Below are 23627 nucleotides of genomic sequence, written 5' to 3'. Positions count from 1 at the left end.
TTGGTACGGGGTTCAGAGCTGGCGGCCGAGGGCGAGGGCGGCGACAGGGCGGCCGAGGGCTTTGGTGACGATCTCGGCGACGGTTTCCCGGTCTTCGAGCGGAGCGACGCCGACGAGGTTCGCGAAGGCGGCCGGGCTCCCGAGGACGTCGCTGATCTTCTGGAAGGCGATCAGTTCGCGGAGTTGTGGTGCCCAGCCCACGTCCCCGGCCAGCTGCAGCGTGGCGAGGTTCCGGGCTACTCGTACCGCGACCTGGTTGATCTTCAAGGCGGTGGCGAGGTCGTAGTCGGAGCCGACTTGAATCTGCACGCTGAAGCGTGAGGCCAGAGCTTCGGTCAGTACGGCGCCATGAACACCCGGGTTGTGTCCGGCGATCACGTAGAACCCGTCGGCTGCGGTGATCGTCTCGCCCCTGTGCGCCTTGACCTGGATCTGACGGCGGCCGTCCATCGCCGGATACAGCGCGGCCAGGACCTTCGGGGAGATCAGCGTGGCGTCGTCGAGGAGGAGGGCGCGGCCTTCCTGCATGGCGGTGACGAGCGGGCCGTAGATGAACTCGTAACCGCCGTTCTCGTCTTGGGTGTACTCCCCGATCAGGTCTCCGACCGTGGTGTCCCCGTCCCCGGCGACCGTGATCAGGTCATCGAAGGCGGCCTCGATCAGCGATGTCTTCCCGGTGCCCGGTGGTCCGTACAACAGCACCGGAACACCGGCCGTCCGTAGTCGGCGCAGCGCCTCGACATCGGGGAGGTTCGCCAACGCGCGGGGATGGTAGGCCTGGCCGTTCGGCCGCAGTACCGGACCCGGGATCGAAGGGGGCTGCGGGACACTCGGCATCGATGGCGCAGCGCTGGCCTGTCCCGGCCCGGGTGCGCTGCGGGGTGGTCCGGGCTGTGCGGCGGTGCGTGGTGCGGCGCCAGTGGTCGCGGAAGTTGCCTGGTAGGTACGGGGTTTGTCGCAGACTCGGTCCGCCTCACCCCGGCTGACGAGGGTTTCGCAGGCGTTCCCGACCGCCCCACCCGAGTGCCGCAACCGCTTCGCCAGTTCGGTCACCGTGAAGCTCTCCTCCGGCTCGGCGGCGAGCACTCCCGCGATCATGATGCGCAGCTCGCCCGAGCGGGCCTTTCGACGGGTGACCTGAGTGGGGATGTGGGTGGGTGCGGACATGGCTCCGCCCTCCTCTCGTATGCAATGGAGAAATCCGGGGGTGTGCCGTGCCATCCCGCCCAGCCGGAAGCGGCCAGCGATCAGGCATGGGGGTGCCGGCGGAGGTACTCACACACGGCGGCGAAATGTTGGAGGCGCTGCCACCCGGCAAACAGGTGTCACGGGCCGGGCGGCGCCGGGGAGTTGGGGCTGAGTCAGCTGGCGACGTCGGTCAGGGTGACCGTGCGGTGCGAACCGAGCATCGAGACGATCTCCACCGTCTTGCCGGTAGTGGGGGCGGTCACGCTGACGTGCACGCGAGAGTAGGCCCGGCCCATGGTGTGGCCGCTCTCGACCGTCATCAGCATTCCGGCGATCTTGACCGGGGTGCCGAGTTCACCGAAACCGAGCTCTTCCCACTCACTCAGGCACACCGTGTCGAACTCGATCCAGTTCAGCGCGTCAGACTGCCTGAGCTCGATAGCGTTCTTCACTTGCCCGTCCACACCCCACACGGCAACCACCCTGTTCCTAGCCTCTGACCCGCCCCGGAATTCACCGGACAGGCAGCCTTTCCGAATTTCCGCCCCCGCTTTCGGGAACAATTTAAATATAGCTCGCGAACGGGGCACGGTGAAGCAATTCTCCGGCTTGATAATGCTGGAATATCTCGAAATTCACGACGTCTTATCCGGCCGAATCCCGCGCTGGCGACCGTTTCCGAGATTCCGTCACACGAGCCCGACCGATTCCAAGCACCGATGCACCCAGGGCCGGTACCCAATTCGATAACCCGCACGCCATTCGATAATCCGCACGAAATGACCGGCCCGGCACCGCGGCCCGGCACCGCGGCCCGGCACCGCGGCCCGGCACCGCGGCACCTACGGCTTCGCCGTGTGCCGCCTCTAACCCGAGAATGCCGGCAGTGAAGAAGATTGAGGCAGTTGAAGGTTGCTGACGTTGCAGGCGATGTCCATGCAGAGGGGAAGGACTTGGCCCGGCGGGCCGCCGACTCCACGTAGATCGGGATGCTTTGCCGCACCGATATACAGTCGCCCTCACTGGCTCCCCCAATGCAGGCCCCCAGCCTGCCGGAACGGGGTGTGTCCGGGTGTCGTATCCAAGGACGACGTCCAAGACGACAGGGTCTGCGTGCCCGGAAACGACACCCCCGAGCAAACGCCGAATAGGTCCCCCAGAACATGGAGAACCCTGCTCTGGTGACACCCAGGGCAAGAGGCCGCGAGCGCGCCTCCGGCCTCAGCGCACCGGGTGTCGAGCTCGACGACCACCCGTGGTCGGCATGTTGAGCAGGGCACGTGTCTCGGGCGTGGGCGCCAAGTCGAGAGATCTGAGCTGGTGCACCAAGAGGTCGTACGTACGGCGAGCAGCGTCGTCACGGCCTGCAGCCCGCTGCAGCCGGATGGTTCGCTGGTAGATCGATTCGTCCGTGGGGTCCGCGGTGATGGCCTCGTCGAGGAGGGTGAGGGCGCCGTCGATGTCGCCGTGCTCGGCGGTGTATTCCGCGAGGCGGACAGTTGCGTCGCCCGCCTTGCGCCGCAGTGCCTGGCGGATCCCCTCGCTCCACGGATAGTTGCAGCCTTCGGCGAAGGGGCCGACGTAGTGCCTGAGAGCCGCGCGAATGTGGTGCATGCGCTGTTCGGTGTCCGTGGTTGCGGCGGCCTGGCGGAGCAGTTGGGTGAATTCGGCGACGTCGGTCTCGGTGAGTTCCGGGTTCAAGCGGTAGCGATCGCCGTTGACTTCGATGAACTCGTCCTCGAGTCCAGTGCCCGCGCGGAGAATGCGCCGCACCGCTCGCCGCAGGTTCTTCAGCTCGGTGACCACCTGCTTCGCATCCTCGCTGAGGCGAAGTTCCAAGGCGATCTCTTCGGAGCGGATTCCGGCAGGGTGGGCGGCGAGGAGGGCAATGAACTCGCGGGTCTCATCCGCCATGCCGATTCCGAGCGGCGCGTCGTTTCCGGAGATCCAGACGGTGACCGGGCCGAGGAGTTGGATGCGCACTCGGCGTCGGTCGGCATTCCCGAACTCCCCGTCCCTGCTGCGCTTGTCGCGATCATCGTCATCCGCGTTGTGGTTCACTTGTCCGTCCGCTGAACGCGGCGCGTTCGAGGTGCGCGCCTCCCGTTCGACGGCAGAGTGCTCATGCGCTCCGCGCACGACCGCGAGTACGTCTGCGGCGTCCTGCTGCGCGAGGCTGAACAGCACCAGATCATCAGGAAGTTGACTGTGACCGCCTCGCAGGGTGACCGATCCGTCGTCCCCGACTCGCACGATGCCGGCCCCGGCCAGCTCTCCCAGGGCCACGACGGTCAGGGCGTCGGGTGCTGCGCCGACGGCGAGCGCTTCCAGGCGCGGTGCGGTAGCAGGTTCAGGGCGTGCGAGGACAACTAGGTGTTGACCGTCCGGTTCGTTCACGTGCCCGAGTTCCTTGTCGAGGCTCCCGCTCCGGGCGTCCTCCAGTTCGGCTTCGTGCCGCAGAAGAGCGACCATGCCCGCCTCCGCCACATGGATCAGTTCACCGCCGTCAGCCGCCAGTTGCAGTGCTGGCAGCCCTTCGGGCGCCACACCAAGGAGTTCGTACGCCACGGACCGTTCCAGCAGGAGTCGTACCTGCGGCGCCCCGGGCCGCAGCCGTTCCGCCGCGGTCAGTACCCCGACGATCAACGCTCGAGCTGCGGCGTCCTTCCCCGGTCCGGTGAGTACCCAACCTCCCCTCGTGCTCAACAGGGCCAGTCCAACCTCGCGTCCGCCTGAAGTGCCGATAGTCACCTGCCCCTTGGGCTGTGGAGGCTGGGGGTGAATGCGGCCCTTCAGCGCGGCGGGCTCGGCGAACGTCGCCTCTGCCCGCTGCGGGGGCATGCTGGGGGACTGCGCGGTGAACAGCGCTGTGCGGATGTTCGACGTCAGCTCCTCGGCCGCACCCACCACCCGAGCCGGAGGGGGCCCAGACGGCTCCCCGGATACTCGCTCCGTTTCGCGACGTCGAACGCGGCCCCGGCGGAACAGGACCGCGGCCGCGATCCCCGCCGCGGTGGTCACCCCGATGACGCTCGCGCCTGCGATGCCGATCGCGGCCGGTGAGTCTTCTCCTCGGGACCATCCGGGTCGAGGCCGTTGAGATTCAGGCCCGCCATCCTCGCGCGTTGATGAGTCCGGTGGCGTGGAATGCTCCGGAGCAGGCATCTCAGCAGATTCTCCTCCCTCTTCGCCGGTCAGGGGAGGCCGAACCCGCTCGGTGCCCGCCTGTGCCGGGACCGGGATCGTCAGCTGCCACCCCGGCCTGATCAGGTCAGGATCGGTCAACCGACCCCCGTCGTCCTGGATGCGGTCCTTGCTGAGTGCGTAGATACGCGGCCACTTCAGCGCATCGTCCATGTGCACGGCTGCGATGTCCCACAGCGTGTCGCCCTCCACCACGGTGTACTCGACGACGCGCACGGGGTGTTCACGGTCGGCTCTCTGGCGGGTATCAGACGAGGGTGGCTGATCGATCCGCAGCGGAGCAGCCGCGATCGTCGCAGCCCGAAGAGCCTCCACAGAGTGCGAGACACCTACCACATCCCCCGGCCGCCACATGCCCAGCAACGCAACAACAAGCGTGCCGACGCAAAGCGCCGCCACCGACCGTCCGGCGGACAGTCCCTGCAGATGCTCCGCGTGAACGTCCCGCTCCCGGCAAAGCTGAGGTAGGTGCCGGACGTACCAAGCACCCTCACTCAGCACACTGCAGGCGAACATGAACCAGCAGAACCAGCCGAGCAGCGCCATGATCTGGACCGCCAAGGGGTCCCCGACGGGCACCATGAGGCGATCGACAAGGTCCTGCCACGAGTGGACCTGGTCCGGCCAAGGGACGCCCACGGCCCGCCACAGCACGTACGGAATCCCGACGAGCAGCGCGCCCATCGCGAGTGCGCTGGCGAGGAACCGTAGGAGCGCGGCAAGTCGTCGACCTGTATGAAGGATCCACACGGCACTTCACACTCCTCATGTGGCGGGTTCGGCCTGCTGGGCCTGCGCCGTCGCCTCGGCAGTGACCGTCAGGTTCCGGATGCCGATGAGCTGCAGCACCTGGGTACGCTGACGGTGAGTGACATGGACAGTGATCTCATTGCTCTTTACCGCCACGGTCCCTGTGCTCCCGGCAGCGGCAACGTAGGCCCCGGCCTCGGACTTCGCTCGCCCGGCCACGAGTTGGACGCGTTCATGCCGGCGCAGCTCCTCCAGGTCGATCTGTTGGGCTCCGGTACGTGCCGCTTCCTGGGCCACGTCCATCGCCCGCACCTTTGCACTCAGTGCGAGACCTCCGTCCACAACAATGCCGACGAAGAGCCACAGCCCCGCCAGGACGATCACGACGAACGCGAGGACCTGACCCCGGTCGTCGTCACGGGCAGCCCGCAGACGAGCAGTGAGGACCCCTGGCAGTTTCATCCGGCATCACCCCGGTAGACGTCAATGGGAGAGCGCGCCTCGGATGTGACCTGCACCTGCCCAGGAAGCCCCACAAGGTCGGCCAGCGAGACCGTGCAGATCACACGCGCGCGAGCTACGGCGCCCAGCCGCAGGCCGGCGGTCGCCACGTCGACCTCTGCGCTCGTGCACGAGGCACCGTCGGCTGCCAGAGCGGCACCCGCCGCCGTACGTGCGTCCGTCTGAGCGGCTGCGTCCGTCCGCGCCAACGAGGCGGCCCGTGCCGCCTGGTGTGCCGCGTCGTCCACCCGCAGGCGCGCGTCGGCAAGGCGGCCCAGGCCCACGGAGATGAGCAGGAGAAGCACCAACAGCGGTGTGACCAGGACCAGTTCCACCGCTGCCGACCCCTCGTCCCGGCGGTGCGATCGACGAACTCCAAGTCCCGCCGCGCTCATCGAGCCTGCCCGGGCAGGACGAAGCGCTCAACCGGCCCATGGGCCGTCCCCGACACCCGCAGATTGAGGCCCGGTACCACCGCCATGACCCTGCCCTCGACCCGCACACTCGCCTCGGTCGCGGTACGCCGTACCTGCACCTGTGGCGACAGCAGAATCCGCCCGCCGAGCGCGGCGATCGTCTGCCGAGCGCGTTCCTGCCCGGCGCCCGCCCCGCCCTTCTCGACCCGGGCGGCGGCGAGCGCCCGCGCGGCAGCGCTCTGCGCGATGTGCTGTGCGTGCCAGGCGACGGCGAACTGCACGATCAACAGCACCATCAGCATGAGCACCGGCACCACGAGGACGAGCTGGGTGGTGACCGCACCTCGATCATCGTCGCGCCAGGCGGCGCGCAGTCCCCGGGAGTCCGGAGACACTTCAGCCGCCCAGATCGATGCCATTGGCCCGACCGATGACCTTCGCCGCGATGATGCCGACAGCGGTCAGGCCGAGGATGGCGAGCAAAGCGGTGACGATGATGGCTTCGGTGCTGTAGCCCGCGTCGTTGCGTACGCCTTCGCGCACTCGGGCCCAATGCGCACGTAGCGCTTCATCGAGTCGGGGTCGCAGGGGACGGAACATCAGGTCTACCTCCGCTAGTTGAAGCACTATCTGGGCTGGGGTTCCGGCGAACTCATGAGGGATCTACGTCGCATTGAGCACCTGGGCCAGCGCGGGATACCCAATGAAGGTCAGAAACGCGGCGAACAGCACCACCACCGGCACGGCCATCTGCTCGGTCGCCGCCTGAGCTGCGCCATCGGCTTCCGAAAGGCCCCGGCGGCGCATCGCACGGGCCTTGGCCGCGAGCGAGGCGCGCACCTTGGCGCCTTCGGTGCCGGCGAGGGTCAGGGTGGCGGCGAGCTCGGCGAGGTCCGGCACGTCGAGTTCGCGGCCAAGGTCGCCCAGATGCGGCCACGGACTTGTGCGGGTGATCTTGGCGATGGTCAGTGCGGACCGGATCCGTGAGGCTGCCCATCCGAAGGGCCCTGCTGCCGCGTCGGCGAGGGCCTGCTGAATACCGGCGCCACCGGCCAAGGCGATCACTGTCAGATCGAGCACGAGGGCCAACGCCTGCCGCATCTCACCGCGTCGTTCGGCCGCCTGGTGGCGTACGGCGAGGTCAGGAGCAAAGAACAGAGCCGCCCCGAGCACCAGCGAGGCGAGCGTCGGCATCCACCAGCCGGTCGGCACACCCGCGCCGAAGGTGGCGAGCGCGCTCACTCCCCAGGGCGTCAAGGCCCCGGCGACAGCACAGGTGGCCTTGCCCGCCAGGTGCCGCTCTACGTCGGCCTCCACGACGGCGAGGTCAGCACGCAACGAACTCGTCGGAAATCCCAGGGCTCGTACGAGGGGAACAGCACGGCGGCCAAGGCGCGTCGCCCACTCCTCCTCGCTGCTCCCCCGGCTGCCCGGGTCTGGTTGCATCGCCGGCCTACCAGGCGCGGCCAGCGCTTCCGCCAACGTCGGCTGGGGCGGACGAACCCCGTATACGAAGGCGACGAGTCCGGCACCAAACAGTGCACCCAGCAGTACAACGACGATCGTCATGGGGTCTTCACTTCCTGACCTTCGCCCTGGGTGTCGTCAGCTGCCGCAGCCTGCAGCAGCCGGGCCGGCTCCTTGATGTGCGCGATGGTCCGAAGCCACGCGAACGCGACAGCGAAGAGTGCCCCGACGATGGCAAGTACGAGCTGTCCTGCCGCGGTGTCGTACGGCTCGAGGAATGGCCGGTTGAATGTGATCAGGCCGAGCGCCATGCCCAGCATGACGCTGACCGTGACCCGCACTCCGGTGCGCACGCTCGCGCGGCCCGCGTCGATGCGCTGCCGCATCGCGACCTGTTCCCGCACGGTCTCCGCCAACTCGCCCAGCAGCGTGGCGAGCTGACGCGCCTGCCGCTCGGCCGCCATGACGAGTGCGGCGACGACCATGTCGCCGAGCGGATCGTCCACCTCGCGCGCGAAGGTGCGCAGTGCTTCCGGCAGTGGCCTTCCCGCACGGATGGCCGCGGCCAGGTCCGCGCTCTCGGCGCCGAGTGCCTTCGGCGCGACGTCCGCGGTGGCGAGGATGGCCTGTTCGAGGCCCGCTGCCGCGGAGAGGGTGTCGCGGAGCAGTTCGGTGAACAACGCAAGTGCTTCCATACGTTCGGTACGCCGCGCGGTCGCCTTGTCGCGGCCGAGCAGCCCCGGCAGCGTCAGCACTGCGACGACCGTGAGCACACCCGCGACGGGCCAACCGGTCAACGCACCGACAAGCACACCCGCCGTGACCGCGGCCGCGAGCCGAGTCCCCTTCCACTGCTCCGGGAGCCGAAGTTTGAGCCTCTGCCACCTTCCAGGGCCGCTCACGGGGACAACGGGTCGGCGCTGCGCTCCGGCCGCGATCAGCCACAGGCCGAGCCCGAAGACCGCGCCGCACAGTGCCGCGAGGACGACGCGGAGGTTGCCTGAGAGGTCAGCGATCACGAGGCCCTCCACCAGTGCTCACGTACGAGATCCGCGTCGAGTCCCGCCTCCACCAGCTCGTCCAGGACCTCCGCGCGCAACGGGGTCGCTGGCGCCGCGCGTCCGTCGGGGCCGGGCCGGTAGATCTCGTTGGAGACGATCTGTGCCCCGTCGGCGTCGACGATCTCGCGCACCGAACTGACCACACGCGCCTTGTCCCGGCTCCATCCGAGGTGGACCACGAAGTGCACGGCCGAGGCGACCAGCAGATTCGTGGCCTCCAGGGACAAGCGCTCCGGGGACTGGGCGGCATACGCGGCGAGCTTGGTGAACACTCCGCGCGAGGTGGAGGCGTGGATGGTGGACAGCGAGCCGTCGTTGCCCTGGCTCATCGCGTTGCACATCGGTACGACCTCGGGCCCGCGGATCTCCCCCACGATCACCCGGTCCGGAGACATCCGCAGCCCCCAACGCACCAGCTCCGCCTGCTCGATGGCTCCTTCCCCTTCTACGTTCGCCTCGCGTGCCTGCATCGCGACGACGTCGGGATGCGCGTTCGCATCGGCATCGAGCCCGAGCTCGAAGGTGTCCTCGACCGTGACGAGCCGCTCGTGGGGTGGGATCTCATCCGCGAGCCCACGCAGCAGAGTTGTCTTGCCGACGTTGGTACCGCCGCCGACGATGATGTTCTTGCGGCCGCGGACCATCGCCGCGAGGACGCCCGCCAGCGGCTCGTCCATGACGCCCATGCGTACGAGCTGCTTCATGGACACCGTCGGATAGCGGTGCTTGCGGATGTTCAGCGATACGCGTCCACAGACGGCCATGACGGCGAAGAGCCGGGATCCGTCCGGCATTTGAAGGTTCAGGCTCGGCCGCCCACGGTCAAAGCGCCGCTCCTCCTCGCCGGCCCGGGCGGCAAGCGTGCGGATCAGCTCGATGAGCTCGGCGTCCGAGGAAGCGACCGGACTGCCGCGCTGCTTGGTACCGTCCGCGTATCTGAGCCAGACACGATCGCAACCGTTGATCGCGATGTTCTCCACCTGGGAATCGGTGAGAAGGTCCTCAAGGCGGCCGGCTCCGAAGAGGGCATCGACGACGGCTTTGCTGATCCTGATCTCGGCGCCGATGTCCAGGGCGGCCCCACCGCGTTCGAGCGCGCTGCGAGTCTGGGACGCAAGCTCCTCGGCGAGCAGACGGTCCACGACGGTCCGCCGTTCCTGATCGCTCTCCGGTGGAAGGCCGGCGCGTTCGCGTTCAGCTGTGACCGTCGCGAGCCGCTCCGCGACCCGCTCCCGCACGCGGTCGGAAACGGCACGCTCCGGGTCACCGACCGCACCGCCGCCGTTCACAGTGCTCGTACTCATCGCCCGCCCTCCCCCACATCGAGCGCGCCGCGTGTCAGCGAAGGCAACACGGCGGCGCGCGAGGACGCGAGGTCCCGCTCAAGCCCCGCAGGGGGTGAGTCGACTTGCCCTTCACCGAGCAGGCGCCGGCTCGCACCTCCCGCAGCACGCAGAAGTCTCGGGGCCAAACGTCCGTGCGTACGCAACGGGTTCTGCGCTTGCGCGCGGCCGGCCAGGACCTCGGCCGTTCTCACGTCCCACGGCAAGAAGCAGACCTCGCCCACTCCGACCGCCGCAACGATGTCCTGCTCGGAGTACGAGCACGGCCCCACCACCACCAGCAGCGCTTTGGAGGCCGCGGCTCCCAAGAGCTCGCACCGCGCGAAGACATGGGCCAGTTCGTCCGCACCGCCGCGCGTCACCAGCACCAGCCGCTCGGCTTCCGCCACCAGGTCCTCAGTGTCCTCACCGAAGTCCCCCACATCGACGAGCACCGTGCCGCGCGCCCCGTCGGAGCCGCACCCCACAAGGGCCGCCGTCCCCTTGCCCAGCATCCGTACCGCCTCGGCGCACGCCACCGGCCCCACCGGGGCGACCACCACCCTTACGCCGAAGGGCAGCTCCTGTACCGCCCCGAGCAGCGACCCTGGCTGCGGGCGCCGTGCAGCCGCAGCGACATCGAGCAACCCCGGCGTATAGGAGCGGCCGAATCTCACGGCCAGCGCCCCGCCCTGGGCATCCGCCTCGACCATCACTGGCCGGACCCCTCCGTCCACTCCGGACGGCCAGGACGCCGCCAGGGCCAGTGCGGTCGTCGTCACGCCCGGCGCGCCCTTTGCCGAGCCCAGAACAATCAGCCTCCGCATCAGGGGGCCTCCCGTCCCTGCGCGGGCAGGATCAGTACGCGAGGCTCCTCGATGGCCGCAGCCCGACGCCCTGCCACCGTCTCGACGAGCACGGACACCACCCGCACCCCGCCCGCGGTATCAGGCTCCTTCACCCCGGTCACCGTCCCGACGACCGAGACCATGTCCCGCTCCGAACCGCCCTTGCCCGCATCTCCGCTCTCCGACCGCGGCGCGCTGTCCAGCACCGCCACACGCTCGCCCGCCGCGAGCGTCCCCGGAGCAGCACCGGCAGCCAACGGGAACGACGCCTCGGAGAATCCCTTCGGCGGATACACCGCCTCGGCCCCCAGCGCATCCCGCGTCAGCAACACCCCGGCCAGGAGCGGCAGCACAGCCCGTCGCCCGACCACGCGCGCCGCTTCCCCCGACGGAACCGAGTCGATCCCGTCGGCCGCCACCTTCACACTGCGCAGGTCATCGGCCGTGAACACATGCCCCGCCGCCACATCACGAGCCACCACCAGCACCGGCTCCCGTTGGCCCGACGCCGCGACCGCCATCGCGAATCCAGCCGCCGACAGGACCACGATCAGCAGTCCGGCCCACATCCATCTCGGTCTGCGTCTGGCCGCGCCCGTGGGCGTGAGCGGCGCACCGTCGGGACCTGCACGCCGTGCGCCGGGAATTCGGCCTCGTACGGAAGAAGACAAGGAGGTACCCACAACTGACTCCCCACGAAGAAGAGAAGAATTTCCGCGCCCTGGGCGGGCCGCGTGCTCACACCTGTGCTATGCCGCGCCATCACCGCACGGCGATCGCCTGCACCTCATCCACCACCAACTGCCGCTCCGCGCTGACGGTGAGTCCCGGTACCGCGCCGCTCTCCCCACCGCCTTCCCACTCCACATCCCACGTGACGGTGACCGACACCGTGAACGCTCGCCCCGGCCTGGCAAGCGACGAAGTCGCGTACGTATAGCCGCAGTCCGGAGATGAACTTCTCGCCGCGAACCTCGAGGAGTACGGCGTCCCGGGTCCCTCGCAGGTGACCGTCCTTCCGTCCCCCATGGACCACATGGCCTTACGCGGGTACGCCGTCGCCGTGACACTCACTCCCGGCACCTCCGCCGTTTCCGACACGGGTCCCCACGTGTCGCCGTCCACCCACATCCACGTCGGCACGTGAACGACCTGCACGAAGTCCTCATCCGGATTCGTACGGATCACGGGATTGGGCAACTCCAATTGTTCGACCGCCTGCTGAGCCAATTCCGCGACTGGAATCTGCGGCGCCTGCCCCGGCTCAGCGTCCTGGGGCACCTCACCTTCGAAGCGCGGAAGTACGCCCATGCCGCCACCGAGGTCGTACTCCCACCCGTCCGCAACGACGGTCGGCGGGCCTGAGGGCCCTCGGTCTCCTCCGCCATCAGCCCACCGGGCGCTGCCAGTTCGGCCCGGGCGGCCCGCATGCCCCTGGCGCTCCCGTGCCCCCTTGCCGGCATGCACGCCGCATTGCCCGTTGGTGCAGGTCACCCCGGCGGTCGCACCGCTCACCTGACCACCGTCGCCGCCCGCCGGCGACGCTCCCGCCACAGCGGTGACGCCTGCGGCTACCAAACCCGCCAAGGCACCCGCGGTCAGCATGTCCCCGCCGGGTGGGTGTAGAGCTCCGAGACCTTCCAGAATCCCTTGATCAGGACGACCGTGGCCTCCGCCCTCGAGTGGCCACCCACCGTGTCACGGCCGGGCGCACTGCCGCGTTTGTGCCTCAACCACTCCGTGTCATCAACGCAGTCGACGACCTCGATCGAAGTGGGTTGGTCCACCGGGTCCGCACCCGTGATCCGCGGGTCCAGTTTCGGCTCACCCGTCGCGACGAGGCCCTGTTCCTGAGTCCTTTGCAGGCCGTACTTGATCAGCGCCAGAGCATCGCCCTTCGCGTGATCATCCAGACGCTCGTGCTTGAAGTCGGCCGTATGGGAGGCCACCGCGTAGTCCTGCCACATGGCTCGATACGCAGCGACGGCCTGCGAGCGAACCGAGCCCTCGGCTCCCTCTCCTGGCTCCGCATCTGCCCCTCTCGACGACTGCGTCGGCGTAGCGACCGAGTCACCCACGGCGCCGTCACAACCACCGACGCCAAGCCCTGACAGCACAACAATCAGAAGGGGAAAGCCCTTTGATCTCCACTTGCGTCGCCGCACACATCCCACCCGCCCTCACCAGCCAAGCGTCACAGTCGACTACAGACCGTCACTCACTGCTGCGGACATGCCCCTCGCCCCCGAGTGCACAAACCACATCCGGAAGCAGCAAATCCCTTTCACTCTTTACGGTGCAGATACACGCGTAACCAACCAAGGGAAGTTACGGCACTTCACCCAAACGTGTGGTGAGCACCGGTGTTGCGCCTCCAGGGGGCGGGCATGGAGCGGCGACGAGAGTCGACTAGAGAATGCTCCACCGCCCGTGCAGATCACCCTGTCGCAGCCCCTCGATGCGCCGCCTCACTTCACTCAGCGTGCTGGGCGCATGGCTCGCCTTGCGCGCGTTGGTGGTGATCATGCGTAGCTCGCGGAGGTCACGCAGCACGGGATATCCATCCCAGTCCCGTACGTCCCAGCCGTAGGCCTCGGCGAAGCTGCGGTAGTGGGCGGGGGCGTATCCGAAACGCCGGCAGTGCACTTCGACCGTGACCAGGTCCCATTCCGGCGGGCCGATGGCAGCGCTGTCCCAATCGCAGAGAACGACACCTGTCGGTGTGTACAGCGCGTTGGCGTGCTGTGGATCGCCATGCACTGCGGCTCGGGGCAACTCGTAGCTCAGGTCCGCGAGTTCCGCCTCGATGCGGCTCGCCTGCGCGTGCAGCTCCGCGACCACAGCGGACGGAAGCAGCCGAGTGCGCGACAAGGAGCGACGGATCGCTGTGATCCCATCGAGGGCGGCCAGCTCTGGCGCAAGCGGTTGCAGTTGATGCAGCCGCCGCAGAGGAAGCGCCAATTCCTGTGCGCCAACCGGCCCGGCAGGCTGGGGCAGATAGGTCCAGAGGGTCGCGGCTCGTCCGTCGAGAACCACCGGCTGTTCAGGGCCCGCGTGCAGCGGCGCCGTCGGGAACCCTTGGTTCATCAGCCAGGTCGTGAAGTCCACCGTGTGTCGCACGCGTTCGACAGGGGTTCCGCTGCTCGCGATCTTTACCAGGACGGGTGCCGAGGCGAGCCGGAAGACCGCGTTGGTCTGCCCCCGGAGCAGGACCGCTCCGCGTGCGTCGAGTCCGGCGGTAGCACAACAGCGGTCGAGAAGGGTGCACAACTCGGCAGGCGGATAGCCGCCGGGATGCGTCACCGTCATGACACCAGGCTGACCGACGTACACGGATGATGTCACCTGCGCGGTCCGGGGAGGGCCAGGATTTCGCCAAGTTCGCGAGCGGGACGGCTTCGGCGCATGCGGAGGGGCAAGGCGTCGATGATGTGGCGCGCGCGGATGGTGACGATCGAGGTGCGCTGCTCAGACGGCAGAGCAAGGACGGTGGCTGCGGCGAGTTGGCAAGCCTCGGTGAGCGAGTGCTCGTGGATCAGGCAGATCGCCTCTTCCAGCCGGAGCAGGGCTGGGTCGATGCCGCCGCAGTCCGGCGGGTACAGGTCGTGTGCTTGGCGTTGGGCGTGGCGGGCCTGATGTACGCGCCCGAGGTAGGTGAAGGTGCCGCTGCTGTAGAGCAAGAGGCGTCGCGCGGGAAAGGTCAGGGCGTCGAGCGACGTGGCGTGGTCGGCTTCTTCGAAGTGCTGGTGAGCGGTCCGGAGCGCGAAGTCTGCTCCTCGCACGTCTCCGCAGCGGGCGAGCGCGCGGGCGTGGGCAGCGGCGGCGAAGGCGCTCAGGTCAGTCGGCTGCGCCGGCAGGAGGCGCCGCGCATCGCCGGCCAGATCGATCGCGGACCCCAGGGGCCCGTAGTAGTACGGCAGTATCGCGGCCTGTACGCGGACTCTGGCCTGAACGGCGCGCTCGGCGCAGTCGTCTGCGGCGGTGCGGGCGGTGGCGTACCAGGCGGCGGCCGCACGGAGTTGACCGAGCCGCATCAGCGCGTCGGCGATGAGGGTGGCCAACTGCGCTGTCATGCGGGACAACCTGCGCTGCACGAAGGCAGGTTGTCGCTGCTCCGCCAGCAGCCGCACTTCATGGAGGTCGTCGACGAGGTCGGGGAGCATCGCCCGTGGCGGCCTGATGACGTAGCGGCGTCGGTGCTGCAGCAGCCGCTCCTCGAACAGGTCGAGCTGGGCGCTGGTGACAGTCGCGGTGGCCAGAGTGCGATCAACTTGGCGGCGCACGTCGTCCAGTGCACCCTCCCCCGGCGCGCCTGCGCGTTCGGGGCGGGGTGTGTAGTCGGTGCCTGGCTCGAGTCCGAGGTCGCGGGCGTTGGTCTCGTAGAGGCGGCACAGCAGATCGATCGTGGCGGCCACAGGACGGCGCCTGCCGGTCTCCCACACCCGTAGCTGGTCGACATCCACTCTTGGGCAGGCGAGTTGCTGGCGCTCGCACACCTCCAGCAGAGCCTGGATGGTCTCAGCGAGCGTTCGGCCCGTTGCCAGTCGATAGGCCCGGAGTCGGCTGACCGTGCAGCACTTCGCGATCTCATCGACCAGCCGGGCACGCGGCCAACTCGCGTCGGCGGCGCGGCTGCGCAGTCGCGCCGCGCAAGACGGTCCGTGGTTCTTCGCGTTCACCCCGCGCTCCCTTCTCGCGATGAACACAGGTGACGACGGACCACGGTAGGAATGCCACACGAAGAGCGGACCAGGTCAGACGCCCAGGTCGCGGAATCGGCGAAGAAACCGTGAAGTACTCACGCGCCAGGGTTCACCGGTGACGTGCAGGTGTGGGAGATCGGGCAAGTCCCTCGGATTCTGTCGGGTCCGACGCAGTTCACGTATCGACCATCCGGCGCCCTGACGCCGGCCTGCGAGGTGGGCACGATGTCCGTACACGTCAACGACCATGCCGCGACCGATCCCCCGCACCCGCGCTGTCACGAAGCGACTCTCCTCACTCCGCCCGTCTGGGAACACAACAGCCGCATCGCAGTCTTCGCCCTCCTGCCGGAGCCGCGGCGGGTCGGTGAAGTACGTCGCGCTGTCCGGGAGTTGCTCGTCTGCTGGCACGTCGACGACGAGACGCGCGACACCGCCGCAGTCGTGCTGAGTGAACTGGCGACCAACGCCGTGGTCCACGCGACCGCATCGACCTCGATCAGCGTCCGTATCACGCTGGCTGCCGACCTGACGATCGAGGTCCGTGATGGCAGCTCCACTCTGCCTCACAGCCGAGTGCAGAGGTCCGACTTACACGAGACCGAGACCGAGACCGAGAGTGGGCGCGGGCTCGCCCTTGCCTCCGCGCTCGCCACACGATGGGGAGTGACCGTCCACGACAGAGGCGGCAAGTCTGTATGGGCCCGACTGGCGCTCCCCACCACCCGTCACGCTTGAACTCCTCGCGACCTCCCGCCGCAACAGCGCGGGACTCAACGTCGGTGCAGGCCCAGCTCCCACGTGCTGGGTTCGGGCCTGCACAGCGCGAGGAGGACACCCGCTGTCGGCATCGCCCCTCTAGATACGTACTCCGTGGGAGCGCAAATACGACAGCGGGTTCATGTCGGAGCCGAAGTATGGGGTGTTCCGCACCTCGAAATGGAGATGGGGTCCCGTGACGTTGCCCGTAGCACCCGAGCGAGCAATCTGCTGACCGGCCGAGACGAATTGGCCGACCGACGTCTGGATGCGGGAGAGATGGGCGTACTGGGTGTAACGGCCGTCGGAGTGCCTGATGACGATCTCGTACCCATAAGCCCCGTTGTAGCCGGCGGAGACCACGCGGCCCGAACCCACAGCGCGCACCGCTGTACCTGTGGGGACAGCAAAATCGGTGCCCGTGTGGTAACCCTTCGCCCACCCGCCGCGCTGGCCGTAGTACCCGGTCAGGACATAGCCCTGCACAGGGACGGTCCATCCGCGAGAAGCCGTCTGGCCTTGGGAGTTCTGACCCCCACCTTGTCCCGACGTTCCTGCGCGACTGGAAGAGCTGCCGGTGGAAGTGCGCTTCAGGTACTTGGACTTGTGGCTGGTCCAGTACCAGTGCCCACCGGACGTGAACCAGTAGACGCGGTCCTTGGCATCCCAGCCCCGCTTGCCACGGAAGACGGGCTCACTTTGCCGAGCTGAGGAAGAACTGGTGGAGCGCGGCTTGGACGATGAACTTGCCAGGTGCTGTTGATACTTGTCGTAGTGACGGGTCCAGCGCCACCCACCGCTGGAATCCTTGAACCAGTACTTGCTGCCGTCCCACCCTGCGTGATTCGGCGCCGGCTCGGCGGCCGCGGTTCCCGCGCCCGCACCCATCAGGGCAGCAACCCCGACGGCTGCGGCCACAGCACTGCCCGCGATGCGCCGGTGCGAGGAGGCGCCATGGGTGATGCGTCCGTCACGCGCCGGGGACGTGCATCCCGCGCAGGAGCAGTCACTGGGTATCTCGTCGAAGAACACGGGAGTTTGCATACGTATCTGATGCCTTCCTGCTGTCAAAGTCGTTCCGTCGCGGTGCTGCGCCCTGTGTAGAAGGCCACCGTCAGGTCCTTGATGAGAGCTTTGCGTTCGTAGTCGTCAAGCTCGACGAGCCCACGTGTGGTCAGACGAGTGACCGTGTCGTCGACCGCATCGACTACCGAAGTCAGCACGCTGTCGCGGTATTTCGCGTCCAGCGCAGCGACCTGGCGCCGCTGCATGGCAGCCGCCACTTCCGGCGCGTACTCGATGCGAGTCGGCTGTGCGGAGAAGATCTCGATCCCGACAGGCAGGCAGTCGGCGGACAGCATGGCGGTCAACGAGCCGCCGACCGCCTCAGCGTTGCGCAGGGTCGGGGAGTCCCCTTGGAAAGCATCCGTCGGCAGCTGGGACAGGACGCGTGCCATCGCGGCCTCGACTTGCTCGCGCAGATACGCAAGGTGGTCCTCGACAGCGAAGGTCGCCCGGGCCGTGTCCTTGATCTGCCACACGACGAGCACGATGACGCGGAGCGACGCACCCTGCGCATCGACGGCCTGCATGGGCTCGCTCCGCCAGTGACGCAGTCTTACGTCGGCGCGTCGCCGCAGCAGAAACGGGTTGATCCACACCAGTCCCGTGCGCCGCACGGTTCCGCGATAGCGACCGAATACGGACAGGACCCATGCACTTCCGGCGCGCCCTCGGGTCAGGCCACCGAAGGCGATGATGGCGATCGCTCCCCAGGCTCCTACGATGACCCACTCCCAGGGCCGCATGGTGTGGGCGCGTTGGTGAGGCGAGAGCCCGATCCTGGTCAGCCAGTCCCCCGGGATGGTCCCGGTGAGCCAGAGGAGCCATGCACCACAGGCGAGGGAGAGCGCACCGATGAAGAGTGCGAGCCACCCGGATACGGCCGCGCCCTTCCGCTCGACGAGTGCCGGATCAGCGCGAATGGCATGCCGGACGGGCGGACGGGATGCAGTACGCCTGCGGGGAGCACGAACGGCTCCCGTGGAGGGCGGCGTTACATTCCAACTGGACTTGGCTGTCACCGGGGTCTCCACGGCGCTCCGCTGCGTGGAGAGCTCAGGGCTCGTGACGATGGGGATGCCGGCAGGGTTGGCGAGCTTCAAGTCCGATATCCGGTTCTCGGTACGAGATTGATCCGCAGAGTCAACGTCCTCAGGAGTTACCTCTTCCCGGAACAGCATGTCTACCGGAATGCCGTCCTCTTGCACGATGATCCGCGCTTGCGGACGACTCCCAAGATGGTCAGCGCGGCTGATGTCAGGTTCTTCATCGGTGTTCTGAGGATCCGTCATGCGAACAACCGCCGCCAGGTCTCGGGGCCGGGATAGCCATCTGCGTCAACACCTCGCCAGCCCTGGGCGCGCTGGAACGCCTCCACATTGCGCCGGTCGGACTCCGACCATCTCGGCCCGGGGCCCTGGGTGTAGTACTTGCCGAATCCGCGCTTCACCAGCTGCTTGCCGAGTTGCTCGACATACGCGCTCGACCTTCCCGGCCGGAACGTCGCAGCGCCTGGAAACGTCACGGCGTGCGGTCCGCCGCCGGAAGTTCCCGCGCCAATGTTTCTGCCTTTCCCGTTGACCAGGTAGTCCCAGGTAGCGGCCCCCGGAATGCCGTCGGCCATACGACCGGTCCAGCCCTGCGCCCGCTGAAACGCTTGCGTGGCCCGGCGATCCGCGTCACCCCAGCGAGAACTGGGTCCAACCGAGTAGTAGTTCTTGGCACCGCGGCTGATCAGCATCTGGCCAAGCTGAGTGACGTAGCGGTTTTCGGATCCAGGGCCGAAGGATTTCGCGCCAGGAAAGGCGGCGTGCGACGGAGTGTCGCCAGGGCTGTTGGAACCACTGGACGTCAGGTTGTTGGCCCGATAGGCGACATAGCGACTGGAGTTGCTCCAGTAGGCATACGGAGTGGTCCGCTTGATGGTCTTCGGGCGGGTCTGCTCGTACGCGATGTACTGAGTCTTTGAGGCATTCGCCCAGCCACCGAAGAGGGTGACATGGGAGCCTCTGGACGGGTTCGACGGGTTGTGGAACAAGAGCATGTCTCCGGGCTGAAGTTCACTCTTGGATATACGAGTTCCGTACTGGGAGAGACTGCCCGTCCACTGGTTGCTCCCGAGGTTCCAGGCCATGGAGATGAATCCGGAGCAGTCCTGCCGGTATCCGTCCGACCAATAGCTCGACATGCTGTAAGGGACGCCCGCTGTCACCCATCGCTTGGCCCGGTCGATGATCTCGTTGCGGCTGACTGCCTTTACGCCGGCCCGCCCCCGCCCTGCGGCACCCTCGAGTGATCCGGGTGCGCCCTGCGGAGTCGGAGACGGCGCATCCGTCCGGGATGGAGCGAGGTGCCCGTTCTGCTCGACGGCGGCCGTAGCGGTCCCTGCTCCGGCGCCCGACAGGACGGCGCCCACTGCGGTGACGAGAATCAGCGCAGCGCGCGTGTTGCACCGGGCGGCGATGGGGTTCGACTCACCGCCGACCAGTCCGCGCAGCACGCTGCGTCGCCGACGCACACACCCTTGGCAGGAGCAGTCGCGGGCAGGAGTGAACTCCTCAAATACCGGCAATGACATGCCAATCCCTTCACGAGCGATTCCATCGCCCAGAGACCCGTCGCATTCCCGAGGGCCCAACTCGCCCACCTAGATGGGAATTGACGATCCAAACGATGATCTTGCGCATCGATTCTTGATCGTCTCAGGAGGCAAGAGTCAGAACTGGCGGCCGAAAGTCCTTGAATTTTGGGACTTTGGTCCCTTTGTCGGCGCACAGCTGACTGACGGCCGTGAACTTCCTTTCAATGCAACCTCGTCATGACCACTGCGATGCATCCTCTACCTCTAAGGCGAGGTTTCTCCTTTGCGTAACCCTGGTCCACGCACGTCTCGAACAAGGGGCACACACGCAAATGACCCCCGGCGCCGATTACGGGCCAGACGGTTCCAACAGAGCGCGCCAAGCCCCGGATCGCGCAGTCCGCCAGCGCGTGCCGCCCTGTGGCAAGACGTCAACTTCCCTCACGAGCACTGGCAAGGTCCCCTTCGTGTCCCGCGGCGTACGGGCAGGGCACAGCATGTTGATCGCCCGCTCCATGCAATATGACAAGCCTGCCGCCATGCAGACCCAGCCGCATGTACCGCCGCCCCAGTCGCTCACCGAAGGCCTCACAGCCGGAGTGCCGACGCCGTCGACCAAGTCGTACGTGTTGCCCTGCACGTAGACGGGGCAGCAACGACGGGCCGAGCGTGAACGTCATCGACGGACAATCAGAGTCCCCGCTCGACAAGGCGCTCTTCTCGGCAGGGGAAGGCCTACTCCCACCGCACATCGAGGCCCCACGGCCAGAAACGCCCGTCGGCCCCGTCTCGTGGCGCGCCCCGCACCTCGATCCCCGGCCCTCCATCGCTCGCGTTCAGCAACACGCGCCCACACATACCGAGCCGCCCGCCCCACAAACCAGGTCTGCGGGTGCCGCAACCCCTGTCGACTATCGGCCACAGATGGTCATCGAGTGGCAACTGCCCAAAAAGGTCCGTTATGCGAAATTCAATAAGCGGCCCGATGGGCACCCCCTCCCAGCTACAACGTGAGGCCGCTTCCCCACACCACACGAAGAGGTCTCTCAGGCATGGGCAAGCACGGAATTCCCCGACAGCGCCGACTCACCCGCGCGCAGAAGGTTTCCATGGCGAGCATCGGGCCACTGGCTGCCGCCACCATTGGTTACCTTTCGGTTGCCGAGCGTGGCGAAGCGTCCCAGTCAGGCCCCTCAGTCGCCTCGAGCCCCTCCACGCAGAGCACCTTGACCCTCATGGCCGGCATCGCCCACCAGCAGGACGCCGTCGCCAAGCAGGTAGCCGCAGCCTCCCGCAAGGCAGAGCAGGCAGAGCAGGCGCAGAAGGCCGAGAAGGCAGCCAGGGAGCAGGCCGACGCCAAGAAGATGGCGGACGCCAAGAAGCAAGCCGACGCCGAACGACACGCCGACGCCAAGAAGCAAGCCGACAGCAATGCACGAAAGGCCAAGGAGGCGAAGCAGGCCAAGGACGCCGCGGCCGAGGCCGATGCCAAGATGGCTGCCGCAGGCTCGGCCGCCGCCGCAGCCGCCATCGCCGCTGGAGATGCTTCCGTCACGGAGAGCTACAGCAACGACCTGCACGGCTGGATCTCGGAGGCGCTCGACATCATGGCGTCAAAGAACATCCCCGGCAGCTACGAAGGCCTGCTCCGCAACATACAGCGCGAGTCGTCCGGCGACCCTCGAGCCATCAACAATTGGGACATCAACGCACAGCGAGGCACCCCGTCGATCGGTCTGCTGCAGGTTATCCAGCCGACGTTCGACGCGTATCACGTGCCCGGTACGCCGCATGACATCTACCATCCCGTCTCCAACATCACCGCAGCCGCCAATTACGCGGCCGCGAGGTATGGCTCAATCGATAACGTCAACGGCCCCTACTGATCAACTGCACCGCACGCAGGGCGACGAGGGAGCGGCTGGCGGCCCGGGCCGACGCAGGGCCGGGCGTCGCCTGAGCATCATGAGCCTCCATGTTCTCTGCGGATTCCTTCCGGCAAACGGCTTCCGACGGAGAGGCCGATCTTCGCGCTGGAGTCTCCGCACACGGCGTGCCCGTCGGCGTCCACCCACCTTCGCTGCCGGCTGACGAGCAACTTGCCCGCTCGATGCAGCCGGCCATCCGCACGCCCGTGGTCCCTGATGGGCGACAACGATCGGCTGCGAACGTTCACCCATTGCCTCCCCAATATCTCCTCTTGGCCATTCCTTTACCTTCCAGGGAATTTCTACGGTCCTTGTACAGGAATCCACCGGCCGCCGCATCACGTGACGGATGAGCCGGCCCCAGGCGCTCAGTCGCTCCTGGCACCAACGGCTCGGAAAGGGCTCATCATGAACCGCAAGCAGATCTCGATCGCGACGGCTGTCGCCGCTTCTGTCGCTGCCTCAGTCCTGAGCGTGACCGCCGCGCACGGGCACGGTTACGTGGGCGATGGCGGCGAGGGTCTGAAGGCCCGCGCAGCCCTCAAGGCCAACACCAACCTCGGTCCCATCCAGTACGAGCCCCAGTCGCTCGAGGGCCCCAAGGGCTTCCCTGCGGCCGGCCCGGCCGACGGCAAGCTGGCTTCCGCCGGCCAGGCCATGGCCACGAACCTCGACGAGCAGTCCGCGACTCGCTGGGTCAAGCAGGACGTGACGACTGGGCCCCAGTCCGTCAACTGGACGTACACAGCGCCCCACAAGACCACCAAGTGGGACTACTTCATGACGAAGCCGGGCTGGGATCCCAACGACAAGCTCGACCGCGGCGACTTCGAGCACATTCAGACCGTCGAGCACGACGGTTCGGCCGCGGACACCAATCCGAACCACAAGGTCGTCATCCCCGACAACCGCGCCGGCTACCACGTCATCTACGCCGTGTGGACGGTCGACGACACCGCCAACGCGTTCTACAACGTGATCGACGTCAACGTCACCGGCAACGGAGGCGCCGAGGACACCGAAGCCCCCACCGCGCCCGGCGACCTGGCCAAGACTGATGTGACCGACAATCGCGTGGACCTGTCGTGGAGCAAGGCCACCGACAACGTGGGCGTCACCCAGTACAAGATCTTCGACGGAGACAAGGAGATGGCCACCGTCGACGGCAGCAAGACATCCGCGAGCGTCACCGGCCTCAAGCCCGAGACGTTCTACAGCTTCACGGTCCTCGCTTACGACGCCGCCGGCAACCACTCCATCGGCCAGAAGCCCCTCGGCGTGACCACCAAGCCCGCCGATTCGACCGAGCCGGACACCGAGGCGCCGACAGCGCCGTCGGGCCTCCACGAGATGGGCATCACCGACACGACGGTCCGCCTCATGTGGAACAGGTCCTCCGACAACGTGGGCGTCACCGAGTACAAGATCTTCGACGGTGACAAGGAGATGGCCACCGTCGGGGGCGACACAACGTCCACGACCGTCACCGGCCTCAAGCCCGAGACGTTCTACAGCTTCACGGTCCTCGCGTACGACGCCGCCGGCAACCACTCCATCGGCCAGAAGCCCCTCGGCGTGACCACCAAGCCCGCCGAGGAGGCGCCGGAGCACCCGAACTGGGACGCGAAGGCCGCCTACAGCAAGGGTGACCGCGTGACCCACAACGGTTCGGTGTACGAGTGCGTGCAGTCCTACCAGGGCAACGGCGACCCGAACTGGATCGACGCTCAGTCCCTGTGGGTGAAGAAGTAACCGTCCCGCCAACGGACCGCACGCACTGCGGGCGGGCCGTTCTGCGGTCACCCCGGCGGAGGCCGGCTCGCCTGGCCAGGCCCGC

General features: G+C 67.5%; 23 protein-coding genes. 4 read left to right on the top strand and 19 right to left on the bottom strand.

The features are described from left to right. Positions 1 to 12 precede the first annotated feature (12 nt). The 13 genes from JAO81_RS26010 to JAO81_RS43445 form a co-directional block, all read right to left on the bottom strand. Positions 13 to 1095, bottom strand: a complete 1083-nt coding sequence (locus JAO81_RS26010; protein WP_374194351.1) for an AAA family ATPase — start codon at positions 1093 to 1095, stop codon at positions 13 to 15. Between the two features lie 266 nt (positions 1096 to 1361). Further along, positions 1362 to 1661: a hypothetical protein gene (locus tag JAO81_RS26005; RefSeq protein ID WP_199550356.1), complete on the bottom strand. Its 300-nt coding sequence runs from the start codon at positions 1659 to 1661 to the stop codon at positions 1362 to 1364. Positions 1662 to 2409: 748 nt separating this feature from the next. Further along, on the bottom strand, positions 2410 to 5076 hold the full coding sequence (locus JAO81_RS26000) for a BTAD domain-containing putative transcriptional regulator (RefSeq protein WP_199550355.1): 2667 nt from the start codon (positions 5074 to 5076) through the stop codon (positions 2410 to 2412). A gap of 81 nt (positions 5077 to 5157) precedes the next feature. Further along, positions 5158 to 5604 carry a TadE/TadG family type IV pilus assembly protein gene (locus JAO81_RS25995; protein ID WP_199550354.1) on the bottom strand — a complete coding sequence of 149 codons (447 nt, stop codon included), beginning with the start codon at positions 5602 to 5604 and terminating at the stop codon, positions 5158 to 5160. Next, the gene (locus JAO81_RS25990) at positions 5601 to 5978 is read right to left on the bottom strand and encodes a TadE/TadG family type IV pilus assembly protein (protein WP_199550353.1); all 378 of its coding nucleotides are present in this window, start codon (positions 5976 to 5978) and stop codon (positions 5601 to 5603) included. Before JAO81_RS25990 ends, JAO81_RS25995 begins: the two co-directional genes overlap by 4 nt. A gap of 56 nt (positions 5979 to 6034) precedes the next feature. Continuing rightward, the gene (locus JAO81_RS25985) at positions 6035 to 6454 is read right to left on the bottom strand and encodes a TadE/TadG family type IV pilus assembly protein (RefSeq protein ID WP_307813704.1); all 420 of its coding nucleotides are present in this window, start codon (positions 6452 to 6454) and stop codon (positions 6035 to 6037) included. A gap of 1 nt (position 6455) precedes the next feature. Next, positions 6456 to 6659: a hypothetical protein gene (locus tag JAO81_RS25980; RefSeq protein ID WP_199550351.1), complete on the bottom strand. Its 204-nt coding sequence runs from the start codon at positions 6657 to 6659 to the stop codon at positions 6456 to 6458. 63 nt (positions 6660 to 6722) lie between these two features. Further along, positions 6723 to 7628 carry a type II secretion system F family protein gene (locus JAO81_RS25975; protein WP_233415915.1) on the bottom strand — a complete coding sequence of 302 codons (906 nt, stop codon included), beginning with the start codon at positions 7626 to 7628 and terminating at the stop codon, positions 6723 to 6725. After that, positions 7625 to 8545 carry a type II secretion system F family protein gene (locus tag JAO81_RS25970; protein ID WP_307813703.1) on the bottom strand — a complete coding sequence of 307 codons (921 nt, stop codon included), beginning with the start codon at positions 8543 to 8545 and terminating at the stop codon, positions 7625 to 7627. Before JAO81_RS25970 ends, JAO81_RS25975 begins: the two co-directional genes overlap by 4 nt. Then, positions 8542 to 9891: a CpaF family protein gene (locus tag JAO81_RS25965; protein ID WP_199550349.1), complete on the bottom strand. Its 1350-nt coding sequence runs from the start codon at positions 9889 to 9891 to the stop codon at positions 8542 to 8544. The genes JAO81_RS25970 and JAO81_RS25965 overlap by 4 nt, the downstream gene beginning before the upstream one ends. Then, a complete protein-coding gene (locus tag JAO81_RS25960) occupies positions 9888 to 10736 on the bottom strand; it encodes a hypothetical protein (protein WP_199550348.1) in 849 nt (282 codons plus the stop codon). Before JAO81_RS25960 ends, JAO81_RS25965 begins: the two co-directional genes overlap by 4 nt. Beyond that, entirely contained in the window at positions 10736 to 11326 is a 591-nt protein-coding gene (locus JAO81_RS25955; RefSeq protein WP_199550347.1) for an SAF domain-containing protein, read from the bottom strand. The genes JAO81_RS25960 and JAO81_RS25955 overlap by 1 nt, the downstream gene beginning before the upstream one ends. Positions 11327 to 11519: 193 nt before the next feature. After that, a complete protein-coding gene (locus JAO81_RS43445; RefSeq protein WP_267913064.1) occupies positions 11520 to 11648 on the bottom strand; it encodes a hypothetical protein in 129 nt (42 codons plus the stop codon). Positions 11649 to 11900: 252 nt separating this feature from the next. On the opposite strand from JAO81_RS43445, the gene JAO81_RS25945 reads away from it, so the two are divergent. Further along, positions 11901 to 12122 (top strand): hypothetical protein, encoded by a 222-nt coding sequence (locus tag JAO81_RS25945; protein WP_199550387.1) that lies wholly within the window; start codon positions 11901 to 11903, stop codon positions 12120 to 12122. 233 nt (positions 12123 to 12355) lie between these two features. Here the strand turns inward: JAO81_RS25945 and JAO81_RS25940 are convergent, their stop codons facing one another. The 3 genes from JAO81_RS25940 to JAO81_RS25930 form a co-directional block, all read right to left on the bottom strand. Next, positions 12356 to 12724, bottom strand: a complete 369-nt coding sequence (locus JAO81_RS25940) for a hypothetical protein (RefSeq protein WP_199550346.1) — start codon at positions 12722 to 12724, stop codon at positions 12356 to 12358. Positions 12725 to 13166: 442 nt separating this feature from the next. Next, entirely contained in the window at positions 13167 to 14066 is a 900-nt protein-coding gene (locus JAO81_RS25935; RefSeq protein WP_199550345.1) for a phosphotransferase family protein, read from the bottom strand. Positions 14067 to 14098: 32 nt separating this feature from the next. After that, the gene (locus tag JAO81_RS25930) at positions 14099 to 15436 is read right to left on the bottom strand and encodes a hypothetical protein (RefSeq protein ID WP_307813700.1); all 1338 of its coding nucleotides are present in this window, start codon (positions 15434 to 15436) and stop codon (positions 14099 to 14101) included. Between the two features lie 249 nt (positions 15437 to 15685). On the opposite strand from JAO81_RS25930, the gene JAO81_RS25925 reads away from it, so the two are divergent. Further along, positions 15686 to 16198, top strand: a complete 513-nt coding sequence (locus tag JAO81_RS25925) for an ATP-binding protein (RefSeq protein WP_199550344.1) — start codon at positions 15686 to 15688, stop codon at positions 16196 to 16198. Positions 16199 to 16318: 120 nt separating this feature from the next. On the opposite strand, the gene JAO81_RS43745 is transcribed toward JAO81_RS25925, so the two are convergent. From JAO81_RS43745 to JAO81_RS25910, 3 genes are read right to left on the bottom strand one after another with little or no spacing between them, the layout of a single operon-like run. Beyond that, positions 16319 to 17251 (bottom strand): M23 family metallopeptidase, encoded by a 933-nt coding sequence (locus JAO81_RS43745; RefSeq protein WP_307813699.1) that lies wholly within the window; start codon positions 17249 to 17251, stop codon positions 16319 to 16321. A gap of 35 nt (positions 17252 to 17286) precedes the next feature. Further along, entirely contained in the window at positions 17287 to 18573 is a 1287-nt protein-coding gene (locus JAO81_RS25915; RefSeq protein WP_233415914.1) for an SPFH domain-containing protein, read from the bottom strand. Continuing rightward, positions 18570 to 19859: a peptidoglycan-binding protein gene (locus JAO81_RS25910; protein ID WP_199550342.1), complete on the bottom strand. Its 1290-nt coding sequence runs from the start codon at positions 19857 to 19859 to the stop codon at positions 18570 to 18572. Before JAO81_RS25910 ends, JAO81_RS25915 begins: the two co-directional genes overlap by 4 nt. A gap of 1238 nt (positions 19860 to 21097) precedes the next feature. On the opposite strand from JAO81_RS25910, the gene JAO81_RS25905 reads away from it, so the two are divergent. Then, positions 21098 to 21748, top strand: coding sequence for a transglycosylase SLT domain-containing protein (locus tag JAO81_RS25905; protein ID WP_307813697.1), 651 nt, complete (start codon positions 21098 to 21100; stop codon positions 21746 to 21748). A 450-nt stretch (positions 21749 to 22198) separates the two neighbouring features. After that, positions 22199 to 23542 (top strand): lytic polysaccharide monooxygenase, encoded by a 1344-nt coding sequence (locus JAO81_RS25900; protein ID WP_199550340.1) that lies wholly within the window; start codon positions 22199 to 22201, stop codon positions 23540 to 23542. The last annotated feature ends 85 nt before the right edge of the window (positions 23543 to 23627 follow it).

The sequence above is a fragment of the Streptomyces sp. N35 genome, from assembly GCF_016464295.1.
Lineage (GTDB): Bacteria > Actinomycetota > Actinomycetes > Streptomycetales > Streptomycetaceae > Streptomyces.
This window is presented reverse-complemented; position numbering and strand designations above follow the sequence as displayed.

What these genes read in the sequence shown, in the direction of transcription:
- JAO81_RS25960 (WP_199550348.1), bottom strand. Translation starts at nt 10,736, where the DNA reads ATGCGGAGGCTGATTGTTCTGGGCTCGGCAAAGGGCGCGCCGGGCGTG.
- JAO81_RS25910 (WP_199550342.1), bottom strand. Translation starts at nt 19,859, where the DNA reads ATGTCATTGCCGGTATTTGAGGAGTTCACTCCTGCCCGCGACTGCTCC.
- JAO81_RS25900 (WP_199550340.1), top strand. Translation starts at nt 22,199, where the DNA reads ATGAACCGCAAGCAGATCTCGATCGCGACGGCTGTCGCCGCTTCTGTC.
- JAO81_RS25965 (WP_199550349.1), bottom strand. Translation starts at nt 9,891, where the DNA reads ATGAGTACGAGCACTGTGAACGGCGGCGGTGCGGTCGGTGACCCGGAG.
- JAO81_RS25995 (WP_199550354.1), bottom strand. Translation starts at nt 5,604, where the DNA reads ATGAAACTGCCAGGGGTCCTCACTGCTCGTCTGCGGGCTGCCCGTGAC.
- JAO81_RS25980 (WP_199550351.1), bottom strand. Translation starts at nt 6,659, where the DNA reads ATGTTCCGTCCCCTGCGACCCCGACTCGATGAAGCGCTACGTGCGCAT.
- JAO81_RS25925 (WP_199550344.1), top strand. Translation starts at nt 15,686, where the DNA reads ATGTCCGTACACGTCAACGACCATGCCGCGACCGATCCCCCGCACCCG.
- JAO81_RS25905 (WP_307813697.1), top strand. Translation starts at nt 21,098, where the DNA reads ATGGCCGGCATCGCCCACCAGCAGGACGCCGTCGCCAAGCAGGTAGCC.
- JAO81_RS25975 (WP_233415915.1), bottom strand. Translation starts at nt 7,628, where the DNA reads ATGACGATCGTCGTTGTACTGCTGGGTGCACTGTTTGGTGCCGGACTC.
- JAO81_RS25955 (WP_199550347.1), bottom strand. Translation starts at nt 11,326, where the DNA reads ATGTGGGCCGGACTGCTGATCGTGGTCCTGTCGGCGGCTGGATTCGCG.
- JAO81_RS25940 (WP_199550346.1), bottom strand. Translation starts at nt 12,724, where the DNA reads ATGTGGCAGGACTACGCGGTGGCCTCCCATACGGCCGACTTCAAGCAC.
- JAO81_RS26000 (WP_199550355.1), bottom strand. Translation starts at nt 5,076, where the DNA reads ATGGGCGCGCTGCTCGTCGGGATTCCGTACGTGCTGTGGCGGGCCGTG.
- JAO81_RS25935 (WP_199550345.1), bottom strand. Translation starts at nt 14,066, where the DNA reads ATGACGGTGACGCATCCCGGCGGCTATCCGCCTGCCGAGTTGTGCACC.
- JAO81_RS25915 (WP_233415914.1), bottom strand. Translation starts at nt 18,573, where the DNA reads ATGACGGATCCTCAGAACACCGATGAAGAACCTGACATCAGCCGCGCT.